The 26,185-nt window shown below is 44.6% G+C and carries 28 protein-coding genes and 1 pseudogene; 26 read left to right on the top strand and 3 right to left on the bottom strand.

The genetic code is table 11. The annotated features are described in order from the left end of the window. The first annotated feature begins 179 nt into the window (after positions 1–179). Positions 180–1,340 (top strand): low temperature requirement protein A, encoded by a 1,161-nt coding sequence (locus FW758_RS18875; protein WP_446446207.1) that lies wholly within the window; start codon positions 180–182, stop codon positions 1,338–1,340. A 712-nt stretch (positions 1,341–2,052) separates the two neighbouring features. Here the strand turns inward: FW758_RS18875 and FW758_RS18870 are convergent. Further along, positions 2,053–2,868 (bottom strand): aminotransferase class IV family protein, encoded by an 816-nt coding sequence (locus tag FW758_RS18870; RefSeq protein ID WP_446446206.1) that lies wholly within the window; start codon positions 2,866–2,868, stop codon positions 2,053–2,055. 80 nt (positions 2,869–2,948) lie between these two features. On the opposite strand from FW758_RS18870, the gene FW758_RS18865 reads away from it, so the two are divergent. Next, entirely contained in the window at positions 2,949–3,302 is a 354-nt protein-coding gene (locus tag FW758_RS18865) for a MerR family transcriptional regulator (protein ID WP_446446205.1), read from the top strand. Between the two features lie 364 nt (positions 3,303–3,666). On the opposite strand, the pseudogene FW758_RS18860 reads toward FW758_RS18865, so the two are convergent. Beyond that, positions 3,667–4,460 (bottom strand): annotated as a pseudogene (locus FW758_RS18860) (SDR family NAD(P)-dependent oxidoreductase). A gap of 98 nt (positions 4,461–4,558) precedes the next feature. On the opposite strand from FW758_RS18860, the gene FW758_RS18855 reads away from it, so the two are divergent. After that, positions 4,559–4,927: a MerR family transcriptional regulator gene (locus FW758_RS18855; RefSeq protein WP_006081427.1), complete on the top strand. Its 369-nt coding sequence runs from the start codon at positions 4,559–4,561 to the stop codon at positions 4,925–4,927. 853 nt (positions 4,928–5,780) lie between these two features. Next, positions 5,781–6,425, top strand: a complete 645-nt coding sequence (locus tag FW758_RS18850) for a two component system response regulator (RefSeq protein ID WP_259506648.1) — start codon at positions 5,781–5,783, stop codon at positions 6,423–6,425. A gap of 54 nt (positions 6,426–6,479) precedes the next feature. Here FW758_RS18850 and FW758_RS18845 read toward each other — a convergent pair whose 3' ends face one another. Next, positions 6,480–9,254 carry a two component system sensor kinase gene (locus tag FW758_RS18845; protein WP_446446204.1) on the bottom strand — a complete coding sequence of 925 codons (2,775 nt, stop codon included), beginning with the start codon at positions 9,252–9,254 and terminating at the stop codon, positions 6,480–6,482. A gap of 253 nt (positions 9,255–9,507) precedes the next feature. Between FW758_RS18845 and FW758_RS18840 the strand changes: the two genes are divergently transcribed. The 22 genes from FW758_RS18840 to FW758_RS18735 all read left to right on the top strand — a co-directional run bounded on the left by FW758_RS18840 (position 9,508) and on the right by FW758_RS18735 (position 26,182). Continuing rightward, a complete protein-coding gene (locus FW758_RS18840; RefSeq protein WP_227257042.1) occupies positions 9,508–9,897 on the top strand; it encodes a hypothetical protein in 390 nt (129 codons plus the stop codon). Then, positions 9,894–11,369, top strand: coding sequence for an EscC/YscC/HrcC family type III secretion system outer membrane ring protein (locus tag FW758_RS18835; RefSeq protein WP_446446203.1), 1,476 nt, complete (start codon positions 9,894–9,896; stop codon positions 11,367–11,369). Before FW758_RS18840 ends, FW758_RS18835 begins: the two co-directional genes overlap by 4 nt. Position 11,370: 1 nt before the next feature. Continuing rightward, the gene (sctD, locus tag FW758_RS18830; RefSeq protein WP_446446202.1) at positions 11,371–12,576 is read left to right on the top strand and encodes a type III secretion system inner membrane ring subunit SctD; all 1,206 of its coding nucleotides are present in this window, start codon (positions 11,371–11,373) and stop codon (positions 12,574–12,576) included. An 8-nt stretch (positions 12,577–12,584) separates the two neighbouring features. Next, the gene (locus tag FW758_RS18825; RefSeq protein ID WP_014357984.1) at positions 12,585–12,776 is read left to right on the top strand and encodes a hypothetical protein; all 192 of its coding nucleotides are present in this window, start codon (positions 12,585–12,587) and stop codon (positions 12,774–12,776) included. Positions 12,777–12,880: 104 nt separating this feature from the next. Then, positions 12,881–13,255 (top strand): hypothetical protein, encoded by a 375-nt coding sequence (locus FW758_RS18820; RefSeq protein ID WP_446446201.1) that lies wholly within the window; start codon positions 12,881–12,883, stop codon positions 13,253–13,255. A 50-nt stretch (positions 13,256–13,305) separates the two neighbouring features. Further along, complete coding sequence (locus FW758_RS18815) at positions 13,306–13,881, top strand: secretion protein EspA (protein WP_006081435.1); 576 nt, start codon at positions 13,306–13,308, stop codon at positions 13,879–13,881. A 37-nt stretch (positions 13,882–13,918) separates the two neighbouring features. After that, positions 13,919–14,719, top strand: coding sequence for a secretion protein EspA (locus FW758_RS18810; protein ID WP_446446200.1), 801 nt, complete (start codon positions 13,919–13,921; stop codon positions 14,717–14,719). A 10-nt stretch (positions 14,720–14,729) separates the two neighbouring features. After that, positions 14,730–15,200, top strand: coding sequence for a SycD/LcrH family type III secretion system chaperone (locus tag FW758_RS18805; RefSeq protein ID WP_446446199.1), 471 nt, complete (start codon positions 14,730–14,732; stop codon positions 15,198–15,200). Beyond that, a complete protein-coding gene (locus tag FW758_RS18800) occupies positions 15,190–16,644 on the top strand; it encodes a type III secretion system translocon protein (protein WP_446446198.1) in 1,455 nt (484 codons plus the stop codon). The genes FW758_RS18805 and FW758_RS18800 overlap by 11 nt, the downstream gene beginning before the upstream one ends. 12 nt (positions 16,645–16,656) lie before the next feature. Then, on the top strand, positions 16,657–17,259 hold the full coding sequence (locus tag FW758_RS18795; protein ID WP_006081439.1) for a pathogenicity island effector protein: 603 nt from the start codon (positions 16,657–16,659) through the stop codon (positions 17,257–17,259). A gap of 62 nt (positions 17,260–17,321) precedes the next feature. Further along, entirely contained in the window at positions 17,322–17,705 is a 384-nt protein-coding gene (locus FW758_RS18790; protein WP_347097771.1) for a secretion protein, read from the top strand. A 47-nt stretch (positions 17,706–17,752) separates the two neighbouring features. Further along, positions 17,753–19,378 carry a hypothetical protein gene (locus FW758_RS18785; RefSeq protein WP_446446197.1) on the top strand — a complete coding sequence of 542 codons (1,626 nt, stop codon included), beginning with the start codon at positions 17,753–17,755 and terminating at the stop codon, positions 19,376–19,378. Positions 19,379–19,588: 210 nt separating this feature from the next. Next, positions 19,589–20,068: a SycD/LcrH family type III secretion system chaperone gene (locus FW758_RS18780; protein WP_446446196.1), complete on the top strand. Its 480-nt coding sequence runs from the start codon at positions 19,589–19,591 to the stop codon at positions 20,066–20,068. Positions 20,069–20,115: 47 nt separating this feature from the next. Continuing rightward, positions 20,116–21,222, top strand: coding sequence for a hypothetical protein (locus FW758_RS18775; protein ID WP_446446195.1), 1,107 nt, complete (start codon positions 20,116–20,118; stop codon positions 21,220–21,222). Between the two features lie 259 nt (positions 21,223–21,481). Continuing rightward, the gene (locus FW758_RS18770) at positions 21,482–22,180 is read left to right on the top strand and encodes a helix-turn-helix transcriptional regulator (RefSeq protein ID WP_446446194.1); all 699 of its coding nucleotides are present in this window, start codon (positions 21,482–21,484) and stop codon (positions 22,178–22,180) included. Positions 22,181–22,189: 9 nt separating this feature from the next. Next, positions 22,190–22,405 carry a type III secretion system needle filament subunit SctF gene (gene sctF, locus FW758_RS18765; RefSeq protein WP_006081445.1) on the top strand — a complete coding sequence of 72 codons (216 nt, stop codon included), beginning with the start codon at positions 22,190–22,192 and terminating at the stop codon, positions 22,403–22,405. A gap of 22 nt (positions 22,406–22,427) precedes the next feature. Then, complete coding sequence (locus FW758_RS18760) at positions 22,428–22,742, top strand: EscG/YscG/SsaH family type III secretion system needle protein co-chaperone (RefSeq protein ID WP_432359441.1); 315 nt, start codon at positions 22,428–22,430, stop codon at positions 22,740–22,742. Beyond that, entirely contained in the window at positions 22,729–23,070 is a 342-nt protein-coding gene (gene sctI / locus FW758_RS18755) for a type III secretion system inner rod subunit SctI (RefSeq protein WP_446446193.1), read from the top strand. Before FW758_RS18760 ends, sctI begins: the two co-directional genes overlap by 14 nt. Further along, positions 23,067–23,786 (top strand): type III secretion system inner membrane ring lipoprotein SctJ, encoded by a 720-nt coding sequence (sctJ, locus tag FW758_RS18750; RefSeq protein ID WP_259506604.1) that lies wholly within the window; start codon positions 23,067–23,069, stop codon positions 23,784–23,786. The genes sctI and sctJ overlap by 4 nt, the downstream gene beginning before the upstream one ends. Before the next feature lie 26 nt (positions 23,787–23,812). Continuing rightward, on the top strand, positions 23,813–24,493 hold the full coding sequence (locus FW758_RS18745; RefSeq protein ID WP_446446192.1) for a type III secretion system domain-containing protein: 681 nt from the start codon (positions 23,813–23,815) through the stop codon (positions 24,491–24,493). Then, entirely contained in the window at positions 24,490–25,143 is a 654-nt protein-coding gene (locus FW758_RS18740) for a V-type ATPase subunit subunit G family protein (RefSeq protein ID WP_446446191.1), read from the top strand. Before FW758_RS18745 ends, FW758_RS18740 begins: the two co-directional genes overlap by 4 nt. Before the next feature lie 10 nt (positions 25,144–25,153). Then, complete coding sequence (locus FW758_RS18735; protein ID WP_446446190.1) at positions 25,154–26,182, top strand: TyeA family type III secretion system gatekeeper subunit; 1,029 nt, start codon at positions 25,154–25,156, stop codon at positions 26,180–26,182. Positions 26,183–26,185: the final 3 nt, after the last annotated feature.

Here is a 26,185-nt window from a genome sequence, read left to right as displayed (position 1 = left end):
GTAAGATTAGCCACGGTTTTAGAGTCATTCCAATATAAACGTTCTGACTCATTTGGCGTTAGCCCACCATTATATTGGTGGGGTCTGGTCTCACTGTAATTGCCATTATCGTTAAATGGAAAATTCTTTAAGCTTGTCGCGGATGACGGACAGAACAATCTAGATGAAGATAAAACTCTATGCTTAGTAAACTCTTTACCGGCCGACCAATGGTGCCGCGTGATACACATGAGCCGCATCGCGCTTCAACGCCTTTGGAGTTATTGTTCGATCTTGTATCGGTTATTGCCATCGCGGCGGCGGCCGCAGGTTTGCATCACGCTATTGCTGAAGCGCACGTAGTTGACGGTTTGTTGAAGTTTTCGGGGACATTTTTCGCCATTTGGTGGGCGTGGATGAATTACACCTGGTTTGCTTCTGCCTACGATAATGATGATGCGTTTTTTCGTTTGCTTACCATGGGCAATATGGCCGGTGCGTTGACGATGGCGGCGGGTATTCAGCCATTTTTTCATTCGCTGGATTTGACATTAATCGTGATTGGTTTTGTGATTATGCGGTTGTCGATGGTGATTCTTTGGCTACGCGCGGCGTTTCACGATCCTATTCATAGACAGACGGCGCTATGGTACGCCGCAGGTATTGCTGTGGCGCAGGTCTATTGGGTAGGCCTCATGCTGGGTCAGTCGGTACTGTCTGCGCCGGTATTGTTCGCGCGTTTCGGCCTCGGGATATTAATTGAAGTTTCTGTCCCTATGTTGGCTGAGCGCCACGGCATCACCAGCTGGCATCGACACCATATTATCGAAAGATACGGCTTGCTGAATATCATAGTTCTTGGCGAAACATTGCTTGCTGGGTCGATGGCGCTTGGTGATATCACAGCGGAGCATGTTGATATCGCTTTGGTCTATATTACTTTGTCGTCGTTGGTGATTTTGTTTTCGATGTGGTGGTTGTATTTTTCCAAAGAGGACCATTTGCAAGAACAACGATCTGACCTTGCCTTTACTTGGGGTTACGGCCACTTATTCATTTATGCTAGTGGCGCCGCAGTGGGGGCTGGGTTTGCTGTTATAGTCGATATCATCACCCATCACAGTAAGATGAGTATGCTAGTCGGCGACTATACTGTCGCGATATCGGTAGCTATATACATGTGTGGTTTATGGTTTGTGCGCGACCGGTTTGTACTGCAAGGCAAGTTAAAGCATATATTACTGTTGTTCAGCGCGATGATAGTCATAGTGCCACCATTTCTTGGAATAGAAGGTATCGCATTGTTGACCTTGCTGAGTGTGATTGTCCGCAGCCATGTGGCTTGTCGGTTGCAAAACTAAGACCGAGTTTGCCTAACATTTCAATTAAACTCAAAGTGTGTATTCTAACTTTTTAGAATGCACTCAACTATTGAGTGCATTCCTTGATGGCATCATTTTTATGCATTTCCGCATTGTGGTATCACGAGTTAGAACATCTATTTACATCTGTCTTAAAGAAACTAACTTAGCGACTTAATTCTTAAAATTACTTCAGGTCAAGAAAGCACTCATATCGTGTTAAATTAGATGTGGGTTAATATCGCTCATCCTTCGGTTCATGTTTATTAAATATTGTTTTCTTCATTTCTCAGTGGATGCGACCCATTATCATCACGGGTCCTTATGGCTCGGTTGACTGCGGGGGCAGTGACGCGCAGTGCTTCATTACATATGAGAGTTTTAGAGGGGGTGGTTGTTGTTTTATTAGCGGGCTTTTAGAAGGTGTTCATAATTTTAAATACTGAGTATGGTATTAATTTTATATTATTATTTAATTTATCCACTCAGAAATTGAAAATAGTCGGTATGCAGGCTAACAACAATTTAGACAGATCGTTTTTGTGATCCTTTAAACTTTGCCGCATGATCTGGCATTTCGTTTCATTTTCGCTGCGTTGGGCAATTATTGGTAATTCCGCTGAGGAATACTAAGTTGAGCGGTCTGCCTTTGAACAGATTATGCTTAAACTTACCTCTTCACATCTGTTGCGAAGAGGTAAGTGAAGTATCTTTAAATTGTGCTAGCGGGTTCAGCCTCGAAGGCTTGATGAAGTAAGCGGATAAACGGCTTTGCTTCTGCAATCGTAACTGTGCCAATAGTGGTGATTGATATCCCTGGGGACCATGAATTCATTACGGCTGCTCCTGATAGCTCGCTAAGACGTTTGAGTGTGATTGTCTCGTGGCGTTGTGGAATGTTTAGATGTTCTAATTGTCGTTGAACTATGCTCATCATGGTGCCATTCAATATTTTAGCCTTTGGCCAGATAACCGTTTCGCCATCCCAAAAGACAAGGTTCCATATCGTGGCTTCGCTTAAATGTCCAAGATTATCAACGAAGGCTGCATCGTCGAAGCCCTTGCGAATAGCTTGGTGTAGAAAGTAAGTTTTACCGACTTCACCAACATGTTTTATTGTCGGTAGTGGTCTCTCATGGTCTATAGCTGCGAGCCTTAACGGGCCATTGGGTCCATTAAAAGGGGCTCCCGTGCGGACGAGAACGGCTGGCTCTGCATTCATGCTATCTGCTGTAAATTCACCATGACGTGAGAAGATGGTAACCGTTAATGATAAGTCTTCATGCCCCTCGCCAATTGTTTTTTTGATATAGGACTGCACTAGTTCATCCGGCAAAGCCATCCCAAAAAATTCCACAGATGCCCTACGTAATCGTCTTAGGTGAAGATCTAACCCTTTTATTTTGCCGTTTCGTACTTGCATTGCACTGAAGTGGGCAAATCCCGCGAATGCTAGTGGGGTAAGCTCAGAAAGGTTTACCGGATGCCCATTTAATTGGGCCTGATATGTGCTGATTTCAGTAGACATGTTATTGACTCCTAGTTGAGTTCACATTAAAGAGTCACTATCCTAATCCCTGACAGTAGTGTAAGAGTCAAGAGGGGAAAATGAGAATAGGTGAACTGTCTAAGCAAACTGGCGTGAGTATTCGAATGCTGCGTTATTATGAAACGGAAGGGCTACTGAAGCCTATGCGCATCACAAGTGGGTATCGTGATTATTCTGAGAAAGAGTTACAGACTGTCGAGCGGATAAAGTTGCTTGGCTTGGCAGGTATGACTCTTGCTACCATTAAACTATTTTTACCTTGTGTGAGAGGTGATGGCCCAGTTTTTGAACCGTGTGATGAGTTACGTAATGTCTTACACGAGCAGATTGACCTTTTAGACGCAAAAACAGTGAGACTAGCTCAAAGTCGGAAGATTTTAGCGAGTTTTCTGAGCGAGATAGAGCAGAACTGAGTGTGTTTTGAATATTGGTCTGGTGTATAACAACAGTAATAAAGGGTAATTATTCTCATTTGTAGTCTGTTTCTGTCGTTAGGCTTGTTTAGTGCAATGAAGGCATGACTTTGTTGAAGCACGTGACTGAATTTTCTTATGTTATTTTTGCTGCTCGTGAAACAGATGAGGATGTTTCAACGACAAGCAAGAAACATATCTTGAAAGCACTTCCCTATAACGCAGTCGTTGCAGTGTCGTGGCCAACATGCGTTAGCCACGGTTTTCGGCTCCTGAAATGAGTTTAAAGATAAGGTCTGTTTTCCAGAGTTAAGGTGTTGTTAAAGAGTGATATTGCAGATGTTTATAATTTCAAGCCCTTGTTTTAATGAGTATTTGGTCTCGGCATTTTCTCTGCGATAATTAATAAACGCCTGCGTGTTACAAATCTTTGTAGCTGCCCAAGTAGCCAGTTATTGCAGCCGGAGATGATGTAATTGCGATTTTTATCTAGGGCATTGAGGGCAATAATGACCACGGCATCAGCCGACATTCTTTTACCAACTGATGCCTCTTTAGCATTAACCACGTCGAAAAATGCCGTTTCCGTTGATCCGGGACACAGTGCCAATACACGTACTCCGCGCTGTCTGTTTTCTGCCCATAGTGCTTCGGAAAAGGCGAGGAGAAAGGCTTTAGTCGCACCATATATGCCATATATGGATCTGGTTGCATCCCAGCGGTTGACGCTACATTTATCACTGCGCCGTTACCGCGCTTCAGCATCGCAGGGAGTAGCGCATGCGTCAGCTCTATCGGCATTAGACAGTTTATGTAAACCTCTTCTTTTTGTCGTATGAGTGGAATCTCATCGAAGACACCATAGGTGGCAAACCCAGCATTGTTAATTAATAAATCAGGTGAAAGTGTCGCTTCATTAAGCTTTGCAACAATCTTTTTGCAAGCGTCAGGTTCTCCTAAATCCTGAATAATGATCATTGTAGTAATACGGTGTTTTTTTGTTAGCCTGTCAGCTAATGCTTCAAGTTTGGCCTGCGAGCGTGCGACTAAAATAAGTGATACGCCGCGAGCAGCAAGGTGCTCGGCAAAGGTTAGTCCTATTCCTGATGAAGCTCCCGTGATCAGCGCTATTTTTCCCGTATAGTCAAAAGGTTTCATGCATGTTTATCCTCTTTGGTATTATGCTTACAACAGGATAAACTGAGGACTTAGGTCCACGGTCAAGAGGTTTTTGACGCTACTTTTGAGAGGTTGAGATGCAAATTGGTGAATTATGTGTAAAAGCCGGATTACCTAAGGACACTGTGCGTTACTACGAACGTCAAGGTTTGCTTGATAAGATCCCGCAGCCTAATGTTAGCAATAACTATAAAGTTTATTCTGCTGTAGATTTGCAGCGATTGAAGATGATCAAGCATGCCAAAATGCTTGGGTTTACGCTGAGTGAAATCGCAGATGTATTAACTGTGTGGATCGAGGATGAATTCAGTGTTGCTCAAAAGCGCGCATGTCTTGAGCGAAAATTAATACAAATTGAAGAAAAAGAGTTGGCGTTGAAGGAGCTGCGGGCTGGCATTAACAATGCACTCTTTAAAGTTGGTCTCCCGTGTGACGATGCTTTCTAAGTGTTTGGAATATTACTCGTTGTTCTGCTACACGTGTGGATTAATGAATATCTTTGGCGATGCAGTATGCGTAGCAAAATCGCACCAGACAAAACCTAAATCAGCAATAACTACGAAAAATGTGGCTTCACAGTCTTCGAATCTAGGGGCAATGGCCATAAGTCCCTACACAAAATCAATCAACACCGCAGGGTCAAGGATAAATATATTATCTATCATTTAACCCTCTTTGTTTTAATGATTGATTCTATTTGAAATATAATTTTAATGAAAACTAACTGGTTAATATAAGTGTGTAAAAAGATAAATAATGGGATTATGTCTGTATTTTGATGATTTACTACTAAATGGCTCATAAACGAGTAGTTGTTCTTTATAATACTTACTAAATAGTAGTGATTTCTGATTTCTGATTTCTGATTTCTGATTTCTGATTTCTGATTTTGGTTAAATATTGAGTGGTCCGATACATTTTTGCAAAGGTTTATCTACTAACTACACTAAAGTCCCACCAGTAAAAATTATTGACTACAGCCATTAAGAGTTTTATTGCTGTTAAGAACGATACGGCCTGACATAAAGTATGTTCTCATTTCTTCAGTGGCATCAGCCCTAAGATTTGTGAAATGAAACAGACTTGCCAGTGAGCTAAAAACTAATCTTATCGCTATTTAAACTTTCTTTTTTAGACATTAAATCTTGCACCAAGATTACTATTTTTGTATAACTACCAGAACTGATTAACTCCTTATTTCTTAAAGGTTAAACGGGTTTTAATACTGTTAAGGGATTTGTTCGTCGATGGTTTTAAAGACTTTTTTATGATCTTGAGTATTAGAGTCTAAGGAAATATATGGAATTTAGTCATGGTAAAGTGATCAATATTTTAGTGGTCGATGATCATTCGTTGATTTTCGACGGATTACTGGGTTGTTTAGCGCCTTATCCAGAGCTTAATCTCATTGGATCGGTTGAAGATGGACTCGCGGTATACGAGAAATGCCTCAAACTCAGACCAGATCTGGTTTTTATGGATCTGAAATTACCGGGAATGGGTGGATTTGACGTGATTCGTCAGCTCAGACAACGTTGGCCAGAGATGATGATTATCATGTTAACGGCGACGGTTGAGGAAAAAAGTGCGCGGGAAGCGCTCGATGTCGGCGCCAATGGTTATGTGTTAAAAAATAGCCCTAAGAGCACGCTGTTAGCGGCAATCAAATGTGTATGTAAGGGTAAAAACTTTATCGATCCTAGCTTAGATGAGAGACAAATTGCCGCTTTGAGTGGGGTAGTCGATGGGGATATGCCTTTGCTGACCCCCCGCGAGCAACAAGTGCTAAAACTCATCTGTGAGGGGCGCCGCAACCGTGATATTGCCGAAGATTTAGTGATTGGTTTAAAAACGGTTGAGACTCACAGGATGAATTTAATGCGCAAACTTAATGCGCATAACGTCGCCGAGTTAATGCATTGGGTACAAAGGCTTGGATTATGAAGACGGACGTGGCGCAAGCACAGTTTGGACTGTGCTTGCGCTTTCTGTCTAAGATCAACTTTCAGCATCTAATCTGTGAATTAACTTATCGAGTGCGCTAAATTCCGCTAGGCTCAAACATTCTTCAGCTTCGAGTGCAACCTCTAAGTCAGCCGCTTCATTTGCGATATCTTTTTTACCTGCTAAGCCAGCGCTGCCTTTGATGGTATGCAATACATCACTCAATGCCTTCCAAGCCTGTTTCCCTATATGTAACTTGGCCTGATGTGCCATATCGGCCAGATGCACGGAGAGTCTATGATTCAGATCCGTTTGTGAAAAATCAATCATAGGTGCATCGATTTCATTGTTTATCACGAGTGGCATATCACGATCCAACTGCATATCGGCCGCGGCTTCGAGTGCATGGTTAAGCTGCTTCAATGACACTGGTTTGGTTATATAACTATTCATTCCCGCGGCTTCTATTGTGTCATGCTCTTTAGGATTAGCATTGGCAGTGAGTGCAAAAATAGGGCAATCACCATCGAGGATATCTTCACTATGGCGCCATTGTTGCGTTGTTTGGTAGCCGTCGAGTCCTGGCATGCGAATATCCATCAGCACGAGATCAAAGATATGTCGAGTCCCTTTTTCTAACGCCGCTTCGCCACTGCTAACCGCAATAACCTGTTGCCCTAATTCAAGTAACATTTTACTTATGATATCGCGGTTAGTTTCGACATCGTCGACTAAGAGGATCTTTAACTGCCAAGGAAGAAGTGTTGGGGTATGTTGACGTTGCTGATGCGGCAGGTTGTGCCGAATTTCAAAAAGCCTCTGCCATAAACGAGCCGGCAAGTGAGCCAGTTCAGGAGACGCTAAGTCCGGATTCTCACCTTCAATGGGCAAAGCTCCCCAAAGTGTGAGTTGTGGATGTAAGGCCAAAGGGGCGACAATCTGTGTATTGGGCAAACACAGTGGCGCAGTTGGATCAATTAAGGGTAAATCGAGAATAAAGGTACTGCCTTCGCCCAAAGTGCTAAACATTGTGAGTTGGCCTTGCATCTTGTTGGCGAGCTTCGCTGAGATTGGCAAGCCAAGCCCGGTGCCCGATTTATGATGGCAAGTTTGTGCAAAAGGTTCAAAGATACGCTGCTGATCTTGAATGGCAACACCCACCCCCGTGTCCTCCACACTAAAATACAGATGCTGCTTAACCACTTCAATACGTAATAAAATCTGGCCAGCCTCGGTAAACTTAGCCGAATTACCAAGCAAGTTAACCAGAATTTGCCTGACACGCAGAGGATCCAGTAACGCTTTCTCGGCTACATTAGCATTGACTAAGCATTTTAGGGTGATGGGTTTATTCACGACCCGAGATTGGATGGTGATCATAGCATCATCAGCCAACTTCAAAATGGGGTAAGACTGTAAGTTTAATTCAATCTGATCGGCCTCTATACGGGAAAAATCTAATAAGTTATTGATAATGGCCAGTAAAGAATTGGCACAATTATATGCAGTATCACGCAAATCCATTTGCTTAGGTGTTAGTTGGGTATTTCGCAGCAATTCGAGCGCTCCAGTAATACCATTTAGTGGAGTGCGAATTTCGTGGCTGATATTTGTGAGGTGTTCGGTTTTACGTTCATTAGCCTTTTCGGCTTCTTGCTTTGCCAAGGCTAATTCATGGGTACGCAGGGTGACCTTTTGTTCTAACTCATCATAGTTCTCTTTTACTGTATCGAGTAGATGATTATAGGCTTTCGCAATTTGCCCTAGCTCATCATTACGATTCTGCGGCAGTCGGCGCTCGAAGGTCGGCTGGCTGGCACTGTTGATGATATTAACGAAGTGGCCTATAGGCCTGGCAAGGTTAATACGTAATACATTCAGTAGGATAATTGCCATAAAAACTAAAGATAACAGAGACCATGGCAGCTCTTTAAAGAAAGGCATCAACGCCATATCTTTAAGGTAGACACCAGAAATTAACGTGATCTGTTGCCAGCCTGGACCTTGAATATGCTCTTTTATGACATAGTAATCGCCCTGTGCGTGTGCGGTACTCTTAGCGTTTGGCTCAGCACGACTAAATTCGTCTTTCAGTTTAACAAGTATTGACGGAGTTAAGGTTAAGGTCGACTTAGAGAATAGCTCTCCTTGAGGTGTCATGAAAAAGCTAATGTCCCCAGGTCCTAAGGCATTATTCAGTGACATGGCCGACGCTAAATTGATACTAAAACCGACTTGGGGTGATAGGGGATCCTGCGGGTCACTCGAGTAACTGAAACTTAAGTGGTAGTCCTCAGAATTCGTGTCCTTGATCGGTGTTCCCCAACGATAACCCGTTGTCGACGTTTGTACTGAGAGCTGTTTTATCTCGCGCAAACGAATTTTAAAATATTCATCATTAGCATCAGACGCCGCATAAATAGTAATACCTTCATTAGGCTTCAAGATGAAAGTATCTAAGTATCTGTGCTGTCCCGCATTACCAAACGTCTGCGCCACCCACATGGCCAAAGTATCGTCATGGCTTTTCGCTTGAAATGGAAAATAATGAGAAACAATTTCTTGGGCATTCACTTTGTCCATCGAAGCGAACTGCTTGAGCTGCTTATTGAGCTGACGCGCATCATAACTGGCATCGGCGAACAGTGTATTGCTGACCTCGGCCCGTAGTCCGCTGAGTTCACTAAAGGCGACGAGGGAGCGTTCGAGTGTATGCTTGAAAGTGTTGTTATAGGATTGATATTCAATCATCAGCCACAGGGCAACGAGCACAGACATAAAGGAGACTGTGAGTTTAGTGACCAAGGAAAACTTCCATCGGATCTTCATCTATGTTCTCTGTTCATCTTATTTCGGCCTTAGTCAGTTAAAAATACGCTACTTATCTTGTTCTTGCATGAACTTCGAAATCCACTCGAACCATTTTCTCATCTTAACCACATTTACAGCCAGTGCTATCAGGTGAATGCCTGAGGCTTGGCTGTTTTATCGACACACCTTAGGTAGTTAAGGTGTTCACCTGATGGGCGCTAGGCTTGGATGCTTACATACTGATCCCATGCAAGTAAAACCGGGTGTACAAATGCTAACGAGATTGATTGAAAGTGGCTTCTTGGCCAGCCAAAGCGTCGAAGGAAACACGACTTGGACCTTAGCCGAAAGACGAGCTCTCGTTATCGACACGGACACCTCAGTATCCATTGCCATAGTGCTAGCGATTTCGACCGAAATCAGTGCGGATTGGCTAACACAAGCAACGCTCGCACTAGCCGCCAGCGATCACGCCTTAGATTGTGGCCTTCAGTTAAGAGGAGACCTCTGGTTGTTATGGCGTTATTACGATGAAATTCAAGATGATGAAGCTTTGTCTCAAGGGATTGTCATGCAACTTGCAATAGCGAGGTTTCTCGAAAAGAGCCTGCTTAAACCTGTTGATAGCAATCGAGCCTCGCTCATCGGGAGGACAGTATGAAAAAACTACTCAGTTTACTGTTACTGTGTCAGATGGGCCTAGCTCAGGCTGCACCACTGACAAACATTAAATGGCAAGGTGAGCCCTTTGTCATGATCAGTCGAGGTACAGCGCTAACCTCAGTCATCCAAGACTTTGCCAGTAATTATGGCGTACCTGTCATTGTCAGTAATAAGGTCAACGACAACTATATTGGCCAAATACAACAGCAAGATCCTCAATCCATTATCCAAGATCTCACCCGTCGTTATGGTTTAGTCTGGTACTACAACAACGACGTCTTATATGTTTACAAAGCCAGTGAGATTAATAGTGAAGTGCTACCGCTAACCAGCTTATCCGCGGCTAAGGTCGATCACTACCTGCGCAGTGCAGGAGTACTCGATAAGGGGGTCTGTAGCATTAAATCTATGGCAGGGATCAGTGGCTTACAAGTCACAGGTGTACCCGAATGCATTAACAGCGTCACCAAACTCACGGCACAACTCGATGCCAATGCTAAACAAACCACAGAAAACCAAGAAACGGTTAAAGTCTATCCACTGAAATACGCATCTGCAACCGACTCGGTCTATCAATATCGTAGCCAACCTGTGAGTATTCCAGGATTAGTTACAGTGCTAAAAGAAATGGATCAAGGTACACAAGTCGCCAATGCCGTGGCGGGTTCAGTGAGTAATATAAGCGGTCCAGTCTTTGCCGCCGATCCTCGCCAAAACGCCATCATAGTCCGTGGCAGTGCCCGTGATATGGCCACTTATGGCTCTTTAATAAGACAACTCGACACTAAGCCCACCATGATTGAAGTGTCTGTATCGATATTCGATGTGGACGCCTCTGACTTTAAACAGCTAGGCATAGATTGGTCGGCGTCAGCCAAATTAGGCGGTGGTTCAGTCAGCTTCAACAGTGGTGATAGCAGTGACAATTTTTCCACCGTCATAGGTAACACTGGCAACTTCATGCTGCGCCTCAATGCACTAGAGAAGAACTCTAAGGCCAAAGTACTCTCACGTCCCTCAGTAGTGACGTTAAACAATGTGCAAGCAGTACTCGATAAAAATGTGACATTTTACACTAAGTTAGAAGGAGATAAAGTCGCTAAATTAGAATCAGTGACCACAGGTTCTCTATTACGGGTCACTCCAAGATTAATTGATGAAGTGGGCCATCAGGCTGTGATGCTGGATCTCAATATTCAGGATGGTCAACAGAGCCAAGCAGTGAGCCGCAGTGAACCATTACCACAAGTACAAAACTCCGAGATCTCGACCCAGGCGACCCTGAAATCGGGGGAGAGTCTGTTACTTGGCGGCTTCGTACAAGATAGAGATGAAACGACCCAGAACAAGATCCCACTACTGGGCGATCTACCACTGCTGGGCGGTTTGTTTAGAAGCACAGATCACCACACTCAAAGCGTGATGCGTCTGTTCCTGATCAAAGCGGAACCCGTTAACCAAGGAGATTAATATGTCTTCAGGATACAAGCTCTTATGGTTAAACGGTCCATTGCAAGGACGAGAGTTATCTTTGCCTCTTGGCAGCTTAAGCATAGGACCCGATGGTGATGTGTTAGCCACACTCGAACACGCTGAACAAGTGGATTTATTGATCGATGTAACGGGGGTTCGGCTGCAGTCTTGGGTACCGACTTGGATAGCTGGACAGCCTGTCACCGAAGCCAACATGTTGCCATTGGGGCAAGCAATTGAACTCGCAGGTGTGGGTATCCTCTTAGGTCACAGCAGCGATGAATTAAAGCAACAGGCAATGCCATCACATTGTCAAACAAAGGCAAAGAAGTCGTGGTGGTTACTGGCGACAGTTTCAATGCTCTCAATGGTGCTATTAACGACAGTGTTATTAGCGCCTGCGAAGATGCCTATCGCCGAGTTGACACAAGCACAATGGTTATCGCAGCAGTTGCAGACCGATGGCTTAAACGGAGTCCAAGCTCATTGGTCAAAGGATGGCGTGGTGACGCTGAGCGGCTTTTGCCAAGATTCACAACGTATGGCGCGGTTTCTTGGTGACATCAAAGGACAAGGTATTTTATTTATAGAGCAGACCACTTGCGGCGATCAGTTGATACGTAATGTCAAAGATGTCTTAGTCCAAAATGGGTTTGCCAATGCCCTTGTAACCTTAGGGACTGAGCCTGGTAATGTCATCATCTCGGGCGCGATTCAATCAGGGGAGCCCTGGGATAAAGCAGTGTCTAGCTTGAATAACTTGCCCGGACTCGTTAATTGGCAAGTTAGCAATCAGGTTGACAGTCAACTCAAACCGCTCATCTGCGCGTTGCGAAACAAAAATTTACTCGTCGGTCTCATGATAGAAAGGATCAATGATGCCATCGTCATGACGGGTAAAGTCAGTGAACAACAACAGCAACAGATCATGGCTGTCGCGCAAGGATTAGAACCAACACATGCCAGTGGATTGAAATTAGTATTTCAAAATATTCCAGTACGAGACGAACTTAATCATTTATTAAATGCTTCTGTGGTGACCTATGGTGGTAATGCACAGTCTCCATTCATAGAGTTATCGAGTGGTGTTCGGTTATCAACGGGTAGCAAATTAGATAATGGTTATGTCGTGGAGTATATGAACATTCATGGATTAGATCTCAGTAGAGCCGGTGAGTTAATTCATGTACCACTTATTTTTTAGGAGGCATTATGTCAAGAATTACACAGCTTGAGGATGATATCAAATTACATAATTATAAACGGGAGGCTTACCATAATAGACTAGCTAAAATGCGCAGTAATATCTTATCTGGTAATAGTGGAATATTTCCATTATTAGATGAAGCTATCGATGCCGCTGAAATAGTGATAGACACACTTTTTTCACGCTATAAAAAATAGGTTTAAACTTCAATTAAGTGGTTTGACCAGTTTTATTTTATTCTCATTGTTTTTAGGTATCTTCAATTCAAAATAGTATTAATATATGAGTCAAGGAGTTAGTTATGGATATGTTCAATGATATAAAGTCAGTTATGCAAGATCTTCAGCAACGTAAAGCAGCACTTGGAGAACATCTTAAAGAATTTCAATCGCTACAAGAAGAAATAAACCTACTCGTAGAACGTTCCGATAGAGATCCTGAAGCATTAGCTAAGTTGATTAAGTTAAAGAATGCGTTTCCAGGAGGGTTTGAATTACAGCAAGACACTGTAATGAACAAAGTCAGTGAATTGGAAAGTAATTTTAAAAGTCTCGAAACACAATTTAATTTATTAGGGCAAATTGAGTCGGGTGACGTTGATAATGACATTAGTTCGACGTCTAAAGATGGAGTGAGTAATAAAGTTAAAATTAAAAAAGTCAGGAGTTATATGTAATCACAATATGGAAGGTCATATTTAATTTAAATAATCAATGAGGTGTTATTATGGATATTTCAAATGTAGGCAATCAAGGCACTAGCATTATTAACTCTCAACAACCTGAAAGCGTTAAAAATCAAATCGCTTCACGCGGTGATTCTGTGCTCTCAGGGGGAATTGCAGTTTTATATATGTTTATGAATTTGCTCTCTGAATTAGCCGATGCAAAATACAGTCAAATGCAGCAAAAAGCCGATGTTTCTCGTCAAGCGCAGGATATGGCAAACCAGGTGGATGAGGTCATTGCAAACGTCTCTAAAGATGGTGATAAAGCCGTAGGTAAACTTCCAGATGATGTTGTGAAATACATGCACGACAATGGTTTCACTATAGATGGTATGACCATTGATAAGTACCTTGCCAAGAATGACCCCGACGGCAAAGGGTTAGATAAAGGTAAGTTACAAGCGGTGAAAGCAGCGTTGGAATCTGTATCGAATCGTGCCTCTGACTTTGTTTCACAATCCCAGCTACAGCTGCAGAAAATTATGCAGACTTACAACGTTACCGTCAGCTTGTTAAACAGTATGCAAACCATGCTGGCGGAAATGAACAAGTCGATTGCGCAAAACATTCGTTAATTTAACGCGTTATCGTTTCTTGTTGGAGGTCATCATTGTGGAAATTACAAATGTAGCAACTCAAGGTACCAGCATTACCAACAGTCAAGCGTCGGATGAGGTGAAAGCTTTGATAGCGTCTCGCGGAGATTCAGTGCTCTCTGGTGGCATAGCCGTACTGTATATGTTTATGAATTTGCTGTCAGAACTAGCCGATGCCAAATATGGCCAAATGCAGCAAAAGGCTGATGTGTCGCGCCAAGCCCAAGACATGGCGAATCGGGTCGATGAGGCGATAGCCCAAGTCGCGAAGCAAGGTGATAAAGCCACGGCAAATCTGCCAGCCGATGTCGTTAAGTATATGAGTGACAATGGCTTTGAAATTGATGGAATGAGCATCTGCGCTTATCTCGCCCACAATGATCCCTCCGCTGTTTATATGAAAGAGTTACTCGACAAAATTGCCGCTGCTGGACCAGAAGGAATGCAATCGGCGAGTTGGCAAGATGTGGTTAGTTATATGGATGAACACGGGATCAAGGTCGATGGTCAGCGTTGTTGTGATTTTATCTGGGGTCTTCCCGAAGTTGGACGGCAATCGTGGCAAAACATCAGTAAGGCGCATATGCAACAGATTGCCGATGCCCTTGGCGCTGCAGGAGGACTAGATAAAGGCAAGTTGCAAGCAGTGAAATCGGCTTTGGAATCGGTCTCAAATCGCGCCTCTGACTTTGTTTCCCAGTCACAACTGCAACTGCAAAAAATGATGCAGACCTATAACGTGACCGTCAGTTTACTCAATAGCATGCAGACCATGTTGGCCGAGATGAATAAATCTATCGCCCAAAATGTCCGCTAGGGAGTCAGTAATGAAACAGCAAGAATTTGAAGTACTTGAACATTTTCTGCAACGGGGCGGCTCACTGCGTATGTTGGCTGACGTCGAGCAAAGTGACTTGAATGTGTTGTACCAATACGCGTTGCAGTTAATGGCCTGCCGAGATCAACAAGGGGCGAAGCGGATCTTTTACCTCTTGATACGCATAGATCAATGGAATTACGACTATTGCTTTTCTCTAGGAATATGCTGCCAGCAGTTACACGAACATGAAGAGGCCATTTTCTGTTTGGGCCGGGCAGGGATGATCAAAGTCGATAATCCTTTACCCGCTTACCATGCTGGTTTGAGCTACTTGGCGTTAGGTAACCATGATTATGCTAAGCGAAGCTTTAACGCCAGTCTACGTTGGTGTGAAGGCCACCCAGAGAGCACTGGGATTGCCGCCAGTGCACTGCGCGGACTGGCCACACTCGCGAAGGAGAATTCCCATGTCAATTAACAGTGTATCGGAAAGAAGTCCTGAGAATGTGTCGGCCAATTACGCTAGCGCCCAGGCGCATGCTGTTAGCAAAGCAAGTTTGCCCGACTGGTCCATGCCTGTGACGCTCACTCAAACTGAGCATAAAGATCAGCATCAAGGTCCAGTCACAATGAAAGATGCACAAAGGGCATTGCAGCGTATTTTAACGCCCTTTTTTACCCCAGATCCTAAGACGGGCACTGTTGGTGGATTGGGGTCATTGAATTCATTAGAAAAAGCGTCTATGGATTCCATGGTCATGATGGCTGCGAATCTCAGTATTTCGACCTTCGCAGACACAGCAAGCTCGGCCATGAAAGCTAGCAAGATAATGACCGATACTCAAGAGTTCCTGCGCGATAAAAAGGTGAAGGAATATCAAGAGCAACTGGCAAAAGCTATCGAGCAAGCTGATAAGGCCCATAAGGGTGGAATTTTCGGAGCCATTTTCGACTGGATTGTCGGAGCGGTTGAGGCCATTTACGGTGTAATTAAGTTGGTTGAAGGCGCCTTACGCTGTGCGGTTGGTGATGTAGCAGGGGGCGCATTAGAAATTGCCGGAGGTGCTGCCTATCTCGCAGCAGGGGTTGCTGGCATGGTTAAAGCCGCAGCAGAAACCGCCATCTTATGCGGGGCAGATAAAGATAAATGCCAGAGCGTAATTGATGTGGCAGGCAAAGTGCAATTAGGTTGCGAAATAGTGGGCATGGCACTGGATATCTTCCAAGCAGGGCGGGCAATTTCAGCGACACGTTCAATTGCCAAAGGTACAGAAACGGCGATGAAGGAAGCGGCTCCTAAACTCGTTGATGGTATTACTAAAGGTTCTACCGAAGCGGTCACTAATGTCGCAAAAGAAGTTGGTAAGCAAGTTGCCGAACAAGTTACTGACCAAGTTATGGCTAACTTAGGTAAGGGTTTAAAAGAAGCGGCTGAACAGGGGGGACGTAAACTTGCCAGCGGTCTGATGGATGCCTTCAGTAAAGAGGCGATTGAGCAACTCGTGACTCGATCTGTCGAAGAAGTCGGCAAACAGGCTATTAAGAAAGGCGTCCAGGTCACTGCCGAGGAAATCACTAAGCAAGTGGTGAAAGAGGTTAGCCATGAAGTGATTAAAACAGCAATCAAGGCATGTACTTTTACGACCTTAGATGTGATCCGTGCGACCGCTGGTGCAGGAAAAGCGATTACCGATGGCAGCATAGCCGTTGAGAAAGCCAAACTGCAAAAGCAAATTGAAGAACTGATTTTAAAACAGAATTTCTTAGAGTTTTGCTACGAGTGGTACGACAAAGCTAAAGAACAGCAAATGAAAACTGTAAAAGATCTGATTGAAAAACAAGGCGACAGCTTAGACGGTGCCAGTAAGGCCATCAGTCAGAGTGGCGCACTACAAGCCCGTATCGCAGGTTCAACAGTATAAGTGAGGTTTACCATGACAGATATCAACATTATTTCGGGCCAAGGCCACACTCCAGCGCCCGTTAACACAGACAAGACTGATCAATTGAATGACAACTGTGCCAGTGACGGTATGGATGCTATCTCGCAGATTAATGATCTTATGCTGAAATTGGCCGAGATGTTTAAAAAATTACGCAACGTATTACAGGACTACAACGTTAAGCAGCAACAACTCGGTTGGGACGTACAAATTGCCGCAATGGATGACAAACGTTCCGCTATTGATAAGGCCTGCGAAGCGAGCATCTGGACGGGGGTACTAGAGATCGCCGGAGGCGTCATAGGCATGGCTGGGGTTGGGTTGTCGGGTAAATTTGGCGATGCAGCGACTCACATGAGTGGGGCGTTTAGTAAAGGGATTGAAGGCACAGGTAAAGTAGTCGGTGCCAATATGAGCAAAGAGGCTGAGCTAGAACGCACTATAGGTGATTTTAAGGCGAGTAACGCTCAAAGCTATATCAAGGGTGTTAATGATCTGAATGATAAAGCAAAACAAATTTCAGAGCAGATGCGCTCCTTGATCAAAGATCTCGTCGAATTGCACGGTCGCATTAGCGCGGCAGTACATAACTAGAGTGCTTCTATTCAACATCATTAAGTGTTAGGCCGTACTGGCCTAACACTAAGGAGATCAATATGGATAGTGTAAGTCAATATCTTGCCCGTCAAGGGGTGGCTGTCAGTCCTGCCTATTTTGAAAACAGTCAGTTTGAGTGGGGTAAATGTTGGGATACGCCGCATTGGTCAATGGTGTTTCGCGTTGATGACAACACTCTCACCATTTGTGACTTTTGCAGTAAAGGCAATACCTCGGGGGTCGGCAGTGCGGTTTTGCAGCTAGTGGAACAATTACGTCATTTAAGGCGAAGTCTGCCGGATATTCAACAGATCCGCGGCATGGTAATCCATGATGCTGGCAGACCTGCACAACGTCTCGCCCGTCAGGCGCTGAGAGAAGTATTGCTCAAACAAGGCGCCAAGGAAGTTAATCAGAATGGCGAGACTTGGTTGGTTTACTAGGTCAAACAAACGCTGTTCATGGGCATGGTCACTTAAGAGGCAAAAATATGACTGTCGAAGTTGCATTGGGTAGGCAACATACCTATCACTTTAACGAGAGCCGCTTAGAGCGGGTTCTCACCGCCAACACTTTAGATGAAGCTGGGAAAATGGGCTTACTGGACAAAATACTCGATTGGTTTCGTGGTGGCGTGAAACTCGAAGCGATAAAAGCTTTATATCAGCAAGTAACCGAGCCTGGCGATCTCACTCCTTCCCAAGTGGCAAAAAGATTTTGTGCATTACGTAATCTAGCAGTCGATCAGCATCAAGCCAAATTTACATTGGCTCTAGGCGACAATGGTGAGCAATGGCGTATGTTGCTAAGTATTGGTGGCCGAACAATTTATCAAACGGATAACCGCGATATAGACACGCATTTCTATCAAGTTGCCGCAGTAAAAACCACAATAACGGCCAGTGATGACCTACGAAAAATGGCCTCTGCACTCACGCTGGAAAAATACATTGAAGGTAATATTCAATGTATGTCTGACAATCAAGCTGTACAGCAAGCCTTGCGAAATAGTTTGGCAGATCCTCGCTTTAGCAGTGAACTGTTTACTGGAGTCCTCACCAATGACTGCGAAGCCGCGACCTTTGTCGCTCAATTTGGCGATCTTCAGTGGACGTTTTCCAATCGCGCCGAAACAAATGGTGAGTTTCGAGGTGAATTGCTTAAAAAGGCTTTATATTCAGGTGATTATAAAAATATCAGTGACTTAGCGGCCAAAGGTTTTATGAGCAGTGAGGACAATTCATTGCGTTATGCCGTCACACCGTCTCGCTACGAATTACTCAATTGCGTAGCGGCTCATGGCATGGAGGACGAAGGGCTCGCACGAGTGTTATATCAGGCCAAAGTAGGCAATACCAATTTAGGGGCTCTTTATGGTTTACCCGCCCCCAAAGATGCACAACAGCTAGACAATGTTGATGATTTTATCTTATGCGACGAGGATATTAATCTTGGCGAATCCCAAGCGGATGTTTATGCCGATGAAGCGACATTCTACCAAGGCATAGGGCAGCACCAAACCACCACTACAGGTGATAACTGCTATAAATTACTTCAGCTGAATATCAATGAAGGCTTGCATTATCTCGCGACTAAAGCTAACCCGCATAAGCTGCAAGGAGGCATGCAGAACGTCTTCGATTACCTTGTTGGACGCAACTCAGGTGCGATTGCACTACGTAATTGTATAACCTGCGCTAAGGCTGTCGATATCAATATGGGACTCATGTTGGATCGACAAAATGATAGCGTCGTTCCGCTCAAGTTTTGGGAAGCGATAGATACGAGAGCTGGTGTTATTAGTCAAGTTACGGCTCAGAGTCAAACGATAGGGCTATTGCCTGAACAATCAGTCTCTTCGTTACTATTGAGCGCCTTGCCCCAAGGACAGCGGGCAATAATTACAGTACCTGTCAGTGGGGGAAAAGACTCCCATGCCATGAACTTGTTTCACTTCGATTCGGGCCAATGTTTTTTGGTCGATGGACAAAATGGCAAAAGCTATGATCTTCAACACCCTGCTGATCGCACTGCGTTAGATAGCCAATATAATGCTCAGGGTCGAGACCTCGCGCCGATCACACTCCATACCACAGGAGACTTGCCGAAATTTTAAGCCAATGAATAAGGTATTCAATCGGATCGCTTACGATTTTCTCGTTATTCAGATAAAGGATTGCAATCCGATTTGATACGCCTATTGGCTAATATTGACCTGGCTAAAAACGAATTAGCATCATCTTTTTTCATATTAATTAATGGATTTTCACCTTGTCGAGTGGAACGCCATCAATGCATTCAAATTGAACCACTAAAGGTACCCAAAATGATAAATAATGAAATTGAATTAGATTTTGAAAAGCTTGAAGCCGCCTGCCAGTTAGCTTTGGTGAATCAACAGACCTTAGCTGAACAAGTGGGTTTAACGAGCCAAGATCTCGAGCTAATTTACCAATCTGGCACGAGTAAATATCAGATGGGCTTGCCTGCAGCAGCGATTGTCGATTTTACCTATTTGGTCATGCACCAACCTTGGGATAGACGCTTTCATCTTGGACTGGGGTCTTGCCTACATTGGCTAGGTGAATACCAGCATGCCTTGACCTTCTATGGTTATGCACTCGTGATGGATGCCTGCTCTCCCGAAGCGAGTTTCCGTATTGCGCAGTGCTTTGTGAGCTTAAATGATGACGCCGCGGCAATCGAAGCGTTACAGATGGCCATCTCACAGAGCTACAGTAAGCCAGAGCACCATTTTGTGGGGGATCAAGCACAGCAATTGCTTAGTGCTCTTAATAATCAATAGATAATAGGATTTGCAATCATCATTTATATTATTGAAAGAGGTTTATTATGAATGAGTTAACACATGTTTCTTTATCATCCCCGACTTTAAGCGGTTTAGATTTAGTCAGTTCGGCCCGCGCCTTGCTTAAAACGCAGTTAGGCAGCTTTGATCCCAAACAAGTGCCCCTGAGCTCTGAAGTCGACGCTAAGGTCACTGATATTCAATCCAAGGCACAACTGACACGGAATGAAGCTAAAGAGGCTGCCGATGAGGCTAAAAAAGTGGGTGTAGATCTGGCCAAGTCCGGTTTTTTTAGTAAGCTCGCTTCGGTGGCTTTTGCCGGTATTGCGCTTGGCGTGTCTATCGCTGCCACAATACTCACGGGGGGGGCAGGGGTTCCCTTATTGATAGCCTCTGGCGTTGCTTTTACCTTAGCGGTCGCCGATGCGGGTTGTGCGTTTGCTGACTGGCGCAGTAAAGCTGCCCATGGCGAAGGACTCGCCATGGGCAGCGATTCCATTGCTAATGCCTTAAATGCTTTATTAGGCAAGATGGGGGTAAATGATGATAGAGCACAGTGGTGGGGCAAAGCTGTTTCTATTACATCAAGAGTTGCACTAGCAGTAGGCACTTTATGGAGTGCGGTAGTATCTCCTCCTTCACTTCCTGCGCACATTGCTGGCACAGTCAATATTGTGAACATGGCCCGTAGAAGCGCCGAACCTGTCGTAGAAGGGGTTATCGGTTTAGTGGACCATACCTCGACCAAGGTACTGGATAAGCTAAAAGGCACTTCCCAAAATAAATCACTCGAAGCAGAAGTGTCTAGCGTAAAAGCATACCAACTGCGTCAGTTACAAGCCTCAGCCCTTTCACAGCAAGGTAATATGAAACTCAGTGAGGCACAGTTAGCAGTGAAAGACAGCCAAGCAAAAGAAAAAACGGCGCAATTTGATGCCGAAATCCGTATGAAACAAAGTCAGCAACTCAGAGGAACTAATCAAGCATTACAGCAACAACTTGCAGAGAAAGATGGATTGCTACTGCAGAGTCAAAATCAATTTGAGCAACTACAGTCACGCTTCGATAAATCCAACGTTCAACTATCAGGTGTGATGCAGCAACTACACATGCTACAGCAGCAATTAGCCGAATTACAACCTGTGCGCTAGGAGTCATAGCTTTAGCTAAATCAATATATACAGTGACTTAGCCTGAGTCATTACGGACCACCAGCAGGGATGCTGGTTAGCGTATCAACCGTTTTCCTTTCAGCCGGTTCTTCAATTCTTATCCCACCAGTGAGTTTCTAATAAGTCGTTGTTGACGCTGCTGCATTTAAGCGAATTCAGATCTCAGGTTAACACCTGATGTCAACCCATCCGCTCGCGTTTCACAATGAATCATAGTTTGCAGTAAGGGCTAATCCATATGAGTGCAATACAAATAATTTTGTTTCGACAGCCAGGGAAAATCCACTGTCGGGGTGAAAACTTAGCGATAGACAGCAATCAGTTAGTCGTTACCACTGAGGAGGCTACAGCCTCTGCCATGAGTCGTGACAGTTGGTTGAGCATCTTTTGTTATCCAGGGGAGTTACACGCCTTATATCACGAAATTGCCGATCTGATTGGCCCGAGCACTGAGATGAATCGATTTCAACTTGAATCAGTAAAAATACTCCCCGTATTTGATGAGCTAAGCAATGTCATTGAACAGTTGAAAGGTAATCATAATTTATTGATTAAGTTTATTTTTATGTACTGTCTGGGTATGGATAACGGTTACTTTTCCGGCTTAATGCGTTACTTCTTAGCCCATAACGACAAGATGCTGAGCTATCTCGAGGGCAATTTTATGCAACCTTGGCCAGTCACACGCTTTGCCGAAGATTTAGGCATTGAAGTACGCCGACTCAATTTCTTGTTTTATAAAAACTATGGTGTATCGGCAAAGCAATGGTTGCTAGAACGGCGCTTAAGTTATGCCCGTCAACAACTGATGGTGACCGAGAAGAAAGTGGCCGACATTGCCTTAGATAGTGGTTTTAGCAATCACGCACATTTTACCGAATCGTTTAAGAAACGTTATTTATGCAGCCCAACCGTACTGCGTGCAAACTTCGCATAAGGAGGTCCCATGGACTTAAGTGCCATAGTCAATCAATTGTCTCAGCTATCGACGCGCTCGGCTCAAGAGGTGCAGGCCAAGATGTCTGCAGGTGATTTGAACGATCCTGACAAGATGATCAAAGCCCAATTTGCCATGCAGCAATACTCTAATTTTGTCGGCTATGAGAGCGCCATGATAAAGGCGATTAAAGACATGATCCAGGGGATCATTTCTAAGATTTAACCCCCAATTGCAAGGACTAATTATGTTAACCAGTGCCGATAAACAACTGTTAGTTGAGGCTGCCATTGCCGCCTCAAACCATGGTTTAACATCGCAAGCTTATGCTTTGCTAGCCATTTTCCCTCAACTTATTAGCGATGATGAAGATAGACATATTTGTGCCAGCCTTATCTACTTTGGTTTAAATGAGAACGCTAAAGCACTAAGAGAATTAGCCTCTTGCCAGACAGAAGCCGCCCAAGGATTGAGGTTTTTATTTTCAGGTTTAGGCCCAACAGCTGGGCGTAGTGAAATTATTTCACAGATGTTGCGTGGAGGTTCCAATGGAAATTCATAGCCTAAGTCAGCTTGCTAAAGCCGCCCAGCAAGCCAGTAAAACCACAGAAACAGACCCTAACTTAACGAGCCAGTTTTCACAATTAATGCAATTAGGAGGATCGGATATCAGTCAGGCGGTGAACATAGCGACCCAGCCACAGATTACGGATCCATTACAAGGTGTGATACAGAGTACAGAAAGCCAAGGAGTCGGCCACTCACCCTCTCCGGAGGCCATGTTAGGCGGACAGCTCTTGATGGGTAAAGCCATTGTTGAGGTCGATCTGGCGGCAAAGACTGCTGGCGCCTTATCCCAATCCATAAACAAATTGGTGAATATGCAATGAAATATTTTAAATGGTCAATATTGTTGCTCGTCTTCGCGTTGACTGGGTGCAAAGTCGATCTCTATCGAGATCTTCCCCAAGATGAAGCGAATCAAATGGTTGCCCTGTTGATGCTCAATCACATAGATGCCAGTGCGGAAGCGGATCAAAAATCAGGCAATGTGTCTCTAAAAATAGAGAAAGACCAATTTATCAATGCCGTTGAATTACTGAGGCAAAATGGCTTTCCTAAACCTCATTATGCCAATATCGAGGATTTGTTTCCTTCGGGTCAGTTAGTGACTTCACCTGCCCAAGAGGAAGCGAAAATGGGTTATCTAAAAGAGCAGCAACTCGAGCGTACTTTGTCGAGTATGGATGGGGTGATCAGCGCTAGGGTGTCGATTGCCGAACCTGCACCCGACACCGGGCGTCAGCTTGCACAAACTAAGTCGGCCTCTGTATACATTAAATATTCACCTCAGGCTAACTTAACAAATACGGAAAATCAGATTAAGAGCTTAGTGCAGAATGCCGTTCCTGGGCTGAGCTACGACAATATCAGTGTCTTTTTGCAAGCCGCAAGTTATCGCTATCAAGCCATTACTCAGCCCACTAGCAGTAGTTCATCCCAATTATTAGCCCAGGTCGAAGCGTACAAGTTGCCGTTAGTGATCAGCTTATCGGGAATAATGCTACTCAGCATTGGCGGTATGTGGTGGATGAGACGCAAATAAACATAGCAATTTTTTCTGGAGGAACTATGGACGACTTGACCTCTAATCTACCACGAACATGGGGCGAAGCGACTGGCCAAAACACGTTAAGTCGAGTGTTATCGCCAGCATTATTGACCTTTAATCGTCTCGTTTGGCAACCTGTTGCGACTATGCATCCGAGCTGGTGGCAAGAATTACAATTAACCTTTTGGCAGGCACAGTATCAAGCTGGTACCCGCTTAGCGCAGCGAATTGAAGCGGTTGTGGTTTCCCGTTATGGTTTGGCAGACCAAGTTTTGCCATGGGAACTTAATGATCTCGAGGCTAACCTATTAGTCTGCCGACATAAACTCAGTGCCATAGTGACGGCGTTGGGGCTTTTTCTCCTCAACCGGCCTGATTATGTGTCATTACGTGAATATCGTGATGCCTTGCGTCAAGAGTTAAGCAAGGCACAAATTCAGCAAATTTGGAATTTGTGGCCCCAGAGACCCCAACTTGCGACATATGACTATCGAGACGAAGTGACGGCGACAGAGTTAGTTAGTGTCGCCCAGGCCTGCGCCATTACCCTGATAGCACAATTATGGGGAAACAAACCGTTTTGGCGGGCATTAGCCTTGACCTTACCTGTGCCAGCAACTTTGCCATGTAAAGCGGACTCCTTAGTCCCTATGTCCTTGGATATTCCTCGCTGGTTAATGAGATTGGAGCGACTACTATGAACCCATTTTCAATTGAGGTGCGCGCCTGCGAGATCCGTCGTGAAGGCAACCATTTGATCAGTGCAACAGCGTTACATCGGGCGAGTGAGCTAGCGGATATGGAACACTTAGTTCGCACGCGAATTGCCAAAGCACTCAAAAAAGCCCGCCGTCAATGTGATGCCGCTCAAACCCGTAGCGAGCAGATATTGCAGCAAGCACAGCAAGATGCCCAAGCGCTTAGCGCCCAATGGCAACAGCAAGCTAAAACTATGGCCATCGACGAGGCCATTAGCTGGCATTATAACGAAGCACAGTTAATCCAAGCGCTTACCGATAAGTTGCATGCCAATATTGCCGAGCAAATTAAAAAAGTACTGACTACTTGGATGCAAGAACAAGAGTTGTCTGCATTTTTAATCAAACGGTTAACCGACCAAGTCTGCGAACGAGTAGGGCAAGGTGCTTTAACACTGCAGGTTTCAAATGATGATTTTGCTTCAGTAGCCAAGGCATTCGATAGCCTTATGACAGTGCAAGTCTCGGCGGAGTTAGTCCCTGGACAGGCCGAATTAAGTTCTTCGACTATGACAGCTAAAATTGATCTTAATGAACACTTACAGCAATTACTTGCGGCGTTTGTCCCCGAACCATTAAAGGGCGTAGGCTAAGGAGCTTATTATGGTGCGTATCGATGGTGCCAACGCTGTGGATTTTCATAACACAACGAGTGTAAACGAAACCCATGGACAAGTGTTTCCGGCAAACAATGCAACAGCCATGGCAGCCGCAGAATTAGCCGAAGTGCGTTCTGAAGCATTGGAAGAGACGATGGAAGGATTAAGTCTTGGATTAAGCAGCCATTTGAAAAAGCTAACTTCAGGTAAAGAGCCAACAGATCCCAGATTTAGAGCACTCGAGCAGTTGTTACAACAACTGGGAGACACGCAAGCAACCACAGTCAATAAACTGGTCGAACAGTTTGCGAGCTTAGGCGAGGGGAATGAGCTCCTCTCGCAACTTAAACAATTGGGCTTAGACAGCGGCAACATGATGCTATTAATGATGGCGCTAGTCGTGTCAGGCAAGCTAGGTCAGTCCGCCTATAATAAGCTACGCAAATTATTAACAGAATTACTCGCGCAAGAAGGCGCTGAAATTGCGTTATTTGCCGCCCTTGAAGGCGTTGCACTCGATCATGCTGGCCTGCAAGCCTTGCAACAACTTTATCAACAAGCGGTGCGAGGCGATGCAGGCCTAGCCAAATGGTTTGAATTACTCCAGCATCTTCCTGACCGCCGTAAGCGGATCCGTGTGTTACTCAGAGCCCTGTCTGAACCCCTGAGCGATCAGCACAGCGGGAGAAACATGGTCAAGATAGCTGCGGCGGTAGATGACTTACGCCGATTGCTTATTTTTCTCACCATAGAGGAACATTGCCATATGCTCGCCCGTGCGACTCAGCTTGATGGTGAACAAGTGTTAAAAGTCACGTTACAACTAATAGAACAAGCTTGGGTGTATCCCCAGTGGATTGATGAACAAATACGGTTATTACCCTTAATGCCCGCAAGACGATTGGGATTTCTACGCCGCTGGCGGGAACTGCTGAGTATTATTCCTCTGGCATGTTTTCGCGATCCAGAACAGAAAGAACATGTCGAAGAGGCCATGTTGAGCCTACTTGATGACTGGTGTGATCAGGAATAACGA

The sequence above is a fragment of the Shewanella sp. 1180_01 genome (assembly GCF_052850535.1).
Note: the sequence above shows the minus strand (reverse complement) of the source record. Positions and strands in the feature narration are given on the sequence as shown.

Excerpts from the sequence above, each read along its gene's own strand:
- FW758_RS18875 (WP_446446207.1), top strand. The coding sequence starts at position 180 with ATGCTTAGTAAACTCTTTACCGGCCGACCAATGGTGCCGCGTGATACA.
- FW758_RS18870 (WP_446446206.1), bottom strand. The coding sequence starts at position 2,868 with ATGTCTACTGAAATCAGCACATATCAGGCCCAATTAAATGGGCATCCG.
- FW758_RS18865 (WP_446446205.1), top strand. The coding sequence starts at position 2,949 with ATGAGAATAGGTGAACTGTCTAAGCAAACTGGCGTGAGTATTCGAATG.
- FW758_RS18855 (WP_006081427.1), top strand. The coding sequence starts at position 4,559 with ATGCAAATTGGTGAATTATGTGTAAAAGCCGGATTACCTAAGGACACT.
- FW758_RS18850 (WP_259506648.1), top strand. The coding sequence starts at position 5,781 with ATGGAATTTAGTCATGGTAAAGTGATCAATATTTTAGTGGTCGATGAT.
- FW758_RS18845 (WP_446446204.1), bottom strand. The coding sequence starts at position 9,254 with ATGAAGATCCGATGGAAGTTTTCCTTGGTCACTAAACTCACAGTCTCC.
- FW758_RS18840 (WP_227257042.1), top strand. The coding sequence starts at position 9,508 with ATGCTAACGAGATTGATTGAAAGTGGCTTCTTGGCCAGCCAAAGCGTC.
- FW758_RS18835 (WP_446446203.1), top strand. The coding sequence starts at position 9,894 with ATGAAAAAACTACTCAGTTTACTGTTACTGTGTCAGATGGGCCTAGCT.
- sctD (WP_446446202.1), top strand. The coding sequence starts at position 11,371 with ATGTCTTCAGGATACAAGCTCTTATGGTTAAACGGTCCATTGCAAGGA.
- FW758_RS18825 (WP_014357984.1), top strand. The coding sequence starts at position 12,585 with ATGTCAAGAATTACACAGCTTGAGGATGATATCAAATTACATAATTAT.
- FW758_RS18820 (WP_446446201.1), top strand. The coding sequence starts at position 12,881 with ATGGATATGTTCAATGATATAAAGTCAGTTATGCAAGATCTTCAGCAA.
- FW758_RS18815 (WP_006081435.1), top strand. The coding sequence starts at position 13,306 with ATGGATATTTCAAATGTAGGCAATCAAGGCACTAGCATTATTAACTCT.
- FW758_RS18805 (WP_446446199.1), top strand. The coding sequence starts at position 14,730 with ATGAAACAGCAAGAATTTGAAGTACTTGAACATTTTCTGCAACGGGGC.
- FW758_RS18800 (WP_446446198.1), top strand. The coding sequence starts at position 15,190 with ATGTCAATTAACAGTGTATCGGAAAGAAGTCCTGAGAATGTGTCGGCC.
- FW758_RS18795 (WP_006081439.1), top strand. The coding sequence starts at position 16,657 with ATGACAGATATCAACATTATTTCGGGCCAAGGCCACACTCCAGCGCCC.
- FW758_RS18790 (WP_347097771.1), top strand. The coding sequence starts at position 17,322 with ATGGATAGTGTAAGTCAATATCTTGCCCGTCAAGGGGTGGCTGTCAGT.
- FW758_RS18785 (WP_446446197.1), top strand. The coding sequence starts at position 17,753 with ATGACTGTCGAAGTTGCATTGGGTAGGCAACATACCTATCACTTTAAC.
- FW758_RS18780 (WP_446446196.1), top strand. The coding sequence starts at position 19,589 with ATGATAAATAATGAAATTGAATTAGATTTTGAAAAGCTTGAAGCCGCC.
- FW758_RS18775 (WP_446446195.1), top strand. The coding sequence starts at position 20,116 with ATGAATGAGTTAACACATGTTTCTTTATCATCCCCGACTTTAAGCGGT.
- FW758_RS18770 (WP_446446194.1), top strand. The coding sequence starts at position 21,482 with ATGAGTGCAATACAAATAATTTTGTTTCGACAGCCAGGGAAAATCCAC.
- sctF (WP_006081445.1), top strand. The coding sequence starts at position 22,190 with ATGGACTTAAGTGCCATAGTCAATCAATTGTCTCAGCTATCGACGCGC.
- FW758_RS18760 (WP_432359441.1), top strand. The coding sequence starts at position 22,428 with ATGTTAACCAGTGCCGATAAACAACTGTTAGTTGAGGCTGCCATTGCC.
- sctI (WP_446446193.1), top strand. The coding sequence starts at position 22,729 with ATGGAAATTCATAGCCTAAGTCAGCTTGCTAAAGCCGCCCAGCAAGCC.
- sctJ (WP_259506604.1), top strand. The coding sequence starts at position 23,067 with ATGAAATATTTTAAATGGTCAATATTGTTGCTCGTCTTCGCGTTGACT.
- FW758_RS18745 (WP_446446192.1), top strand. The coding sequence starts at position 23,813 with ATGGACGACTTGACCTCTAATCTACCACGAACATGGGGCGAAGCGACT.
- FW758_RS18740 (WP_446446191.1), top strand. The coding sequence starts at position 24,490 with ATGAACCCATTTTCAATTGAGGTGCGCGCCTGCGAGATCCGTCGTGAA.
- FW758_RS18735 (WP_446446190.1), top strand. The coding sequence starts at position 25,154 with ATGGTGCGTATCGATGGTGCCAACGCTGTGGATTTTCATAACACAACG.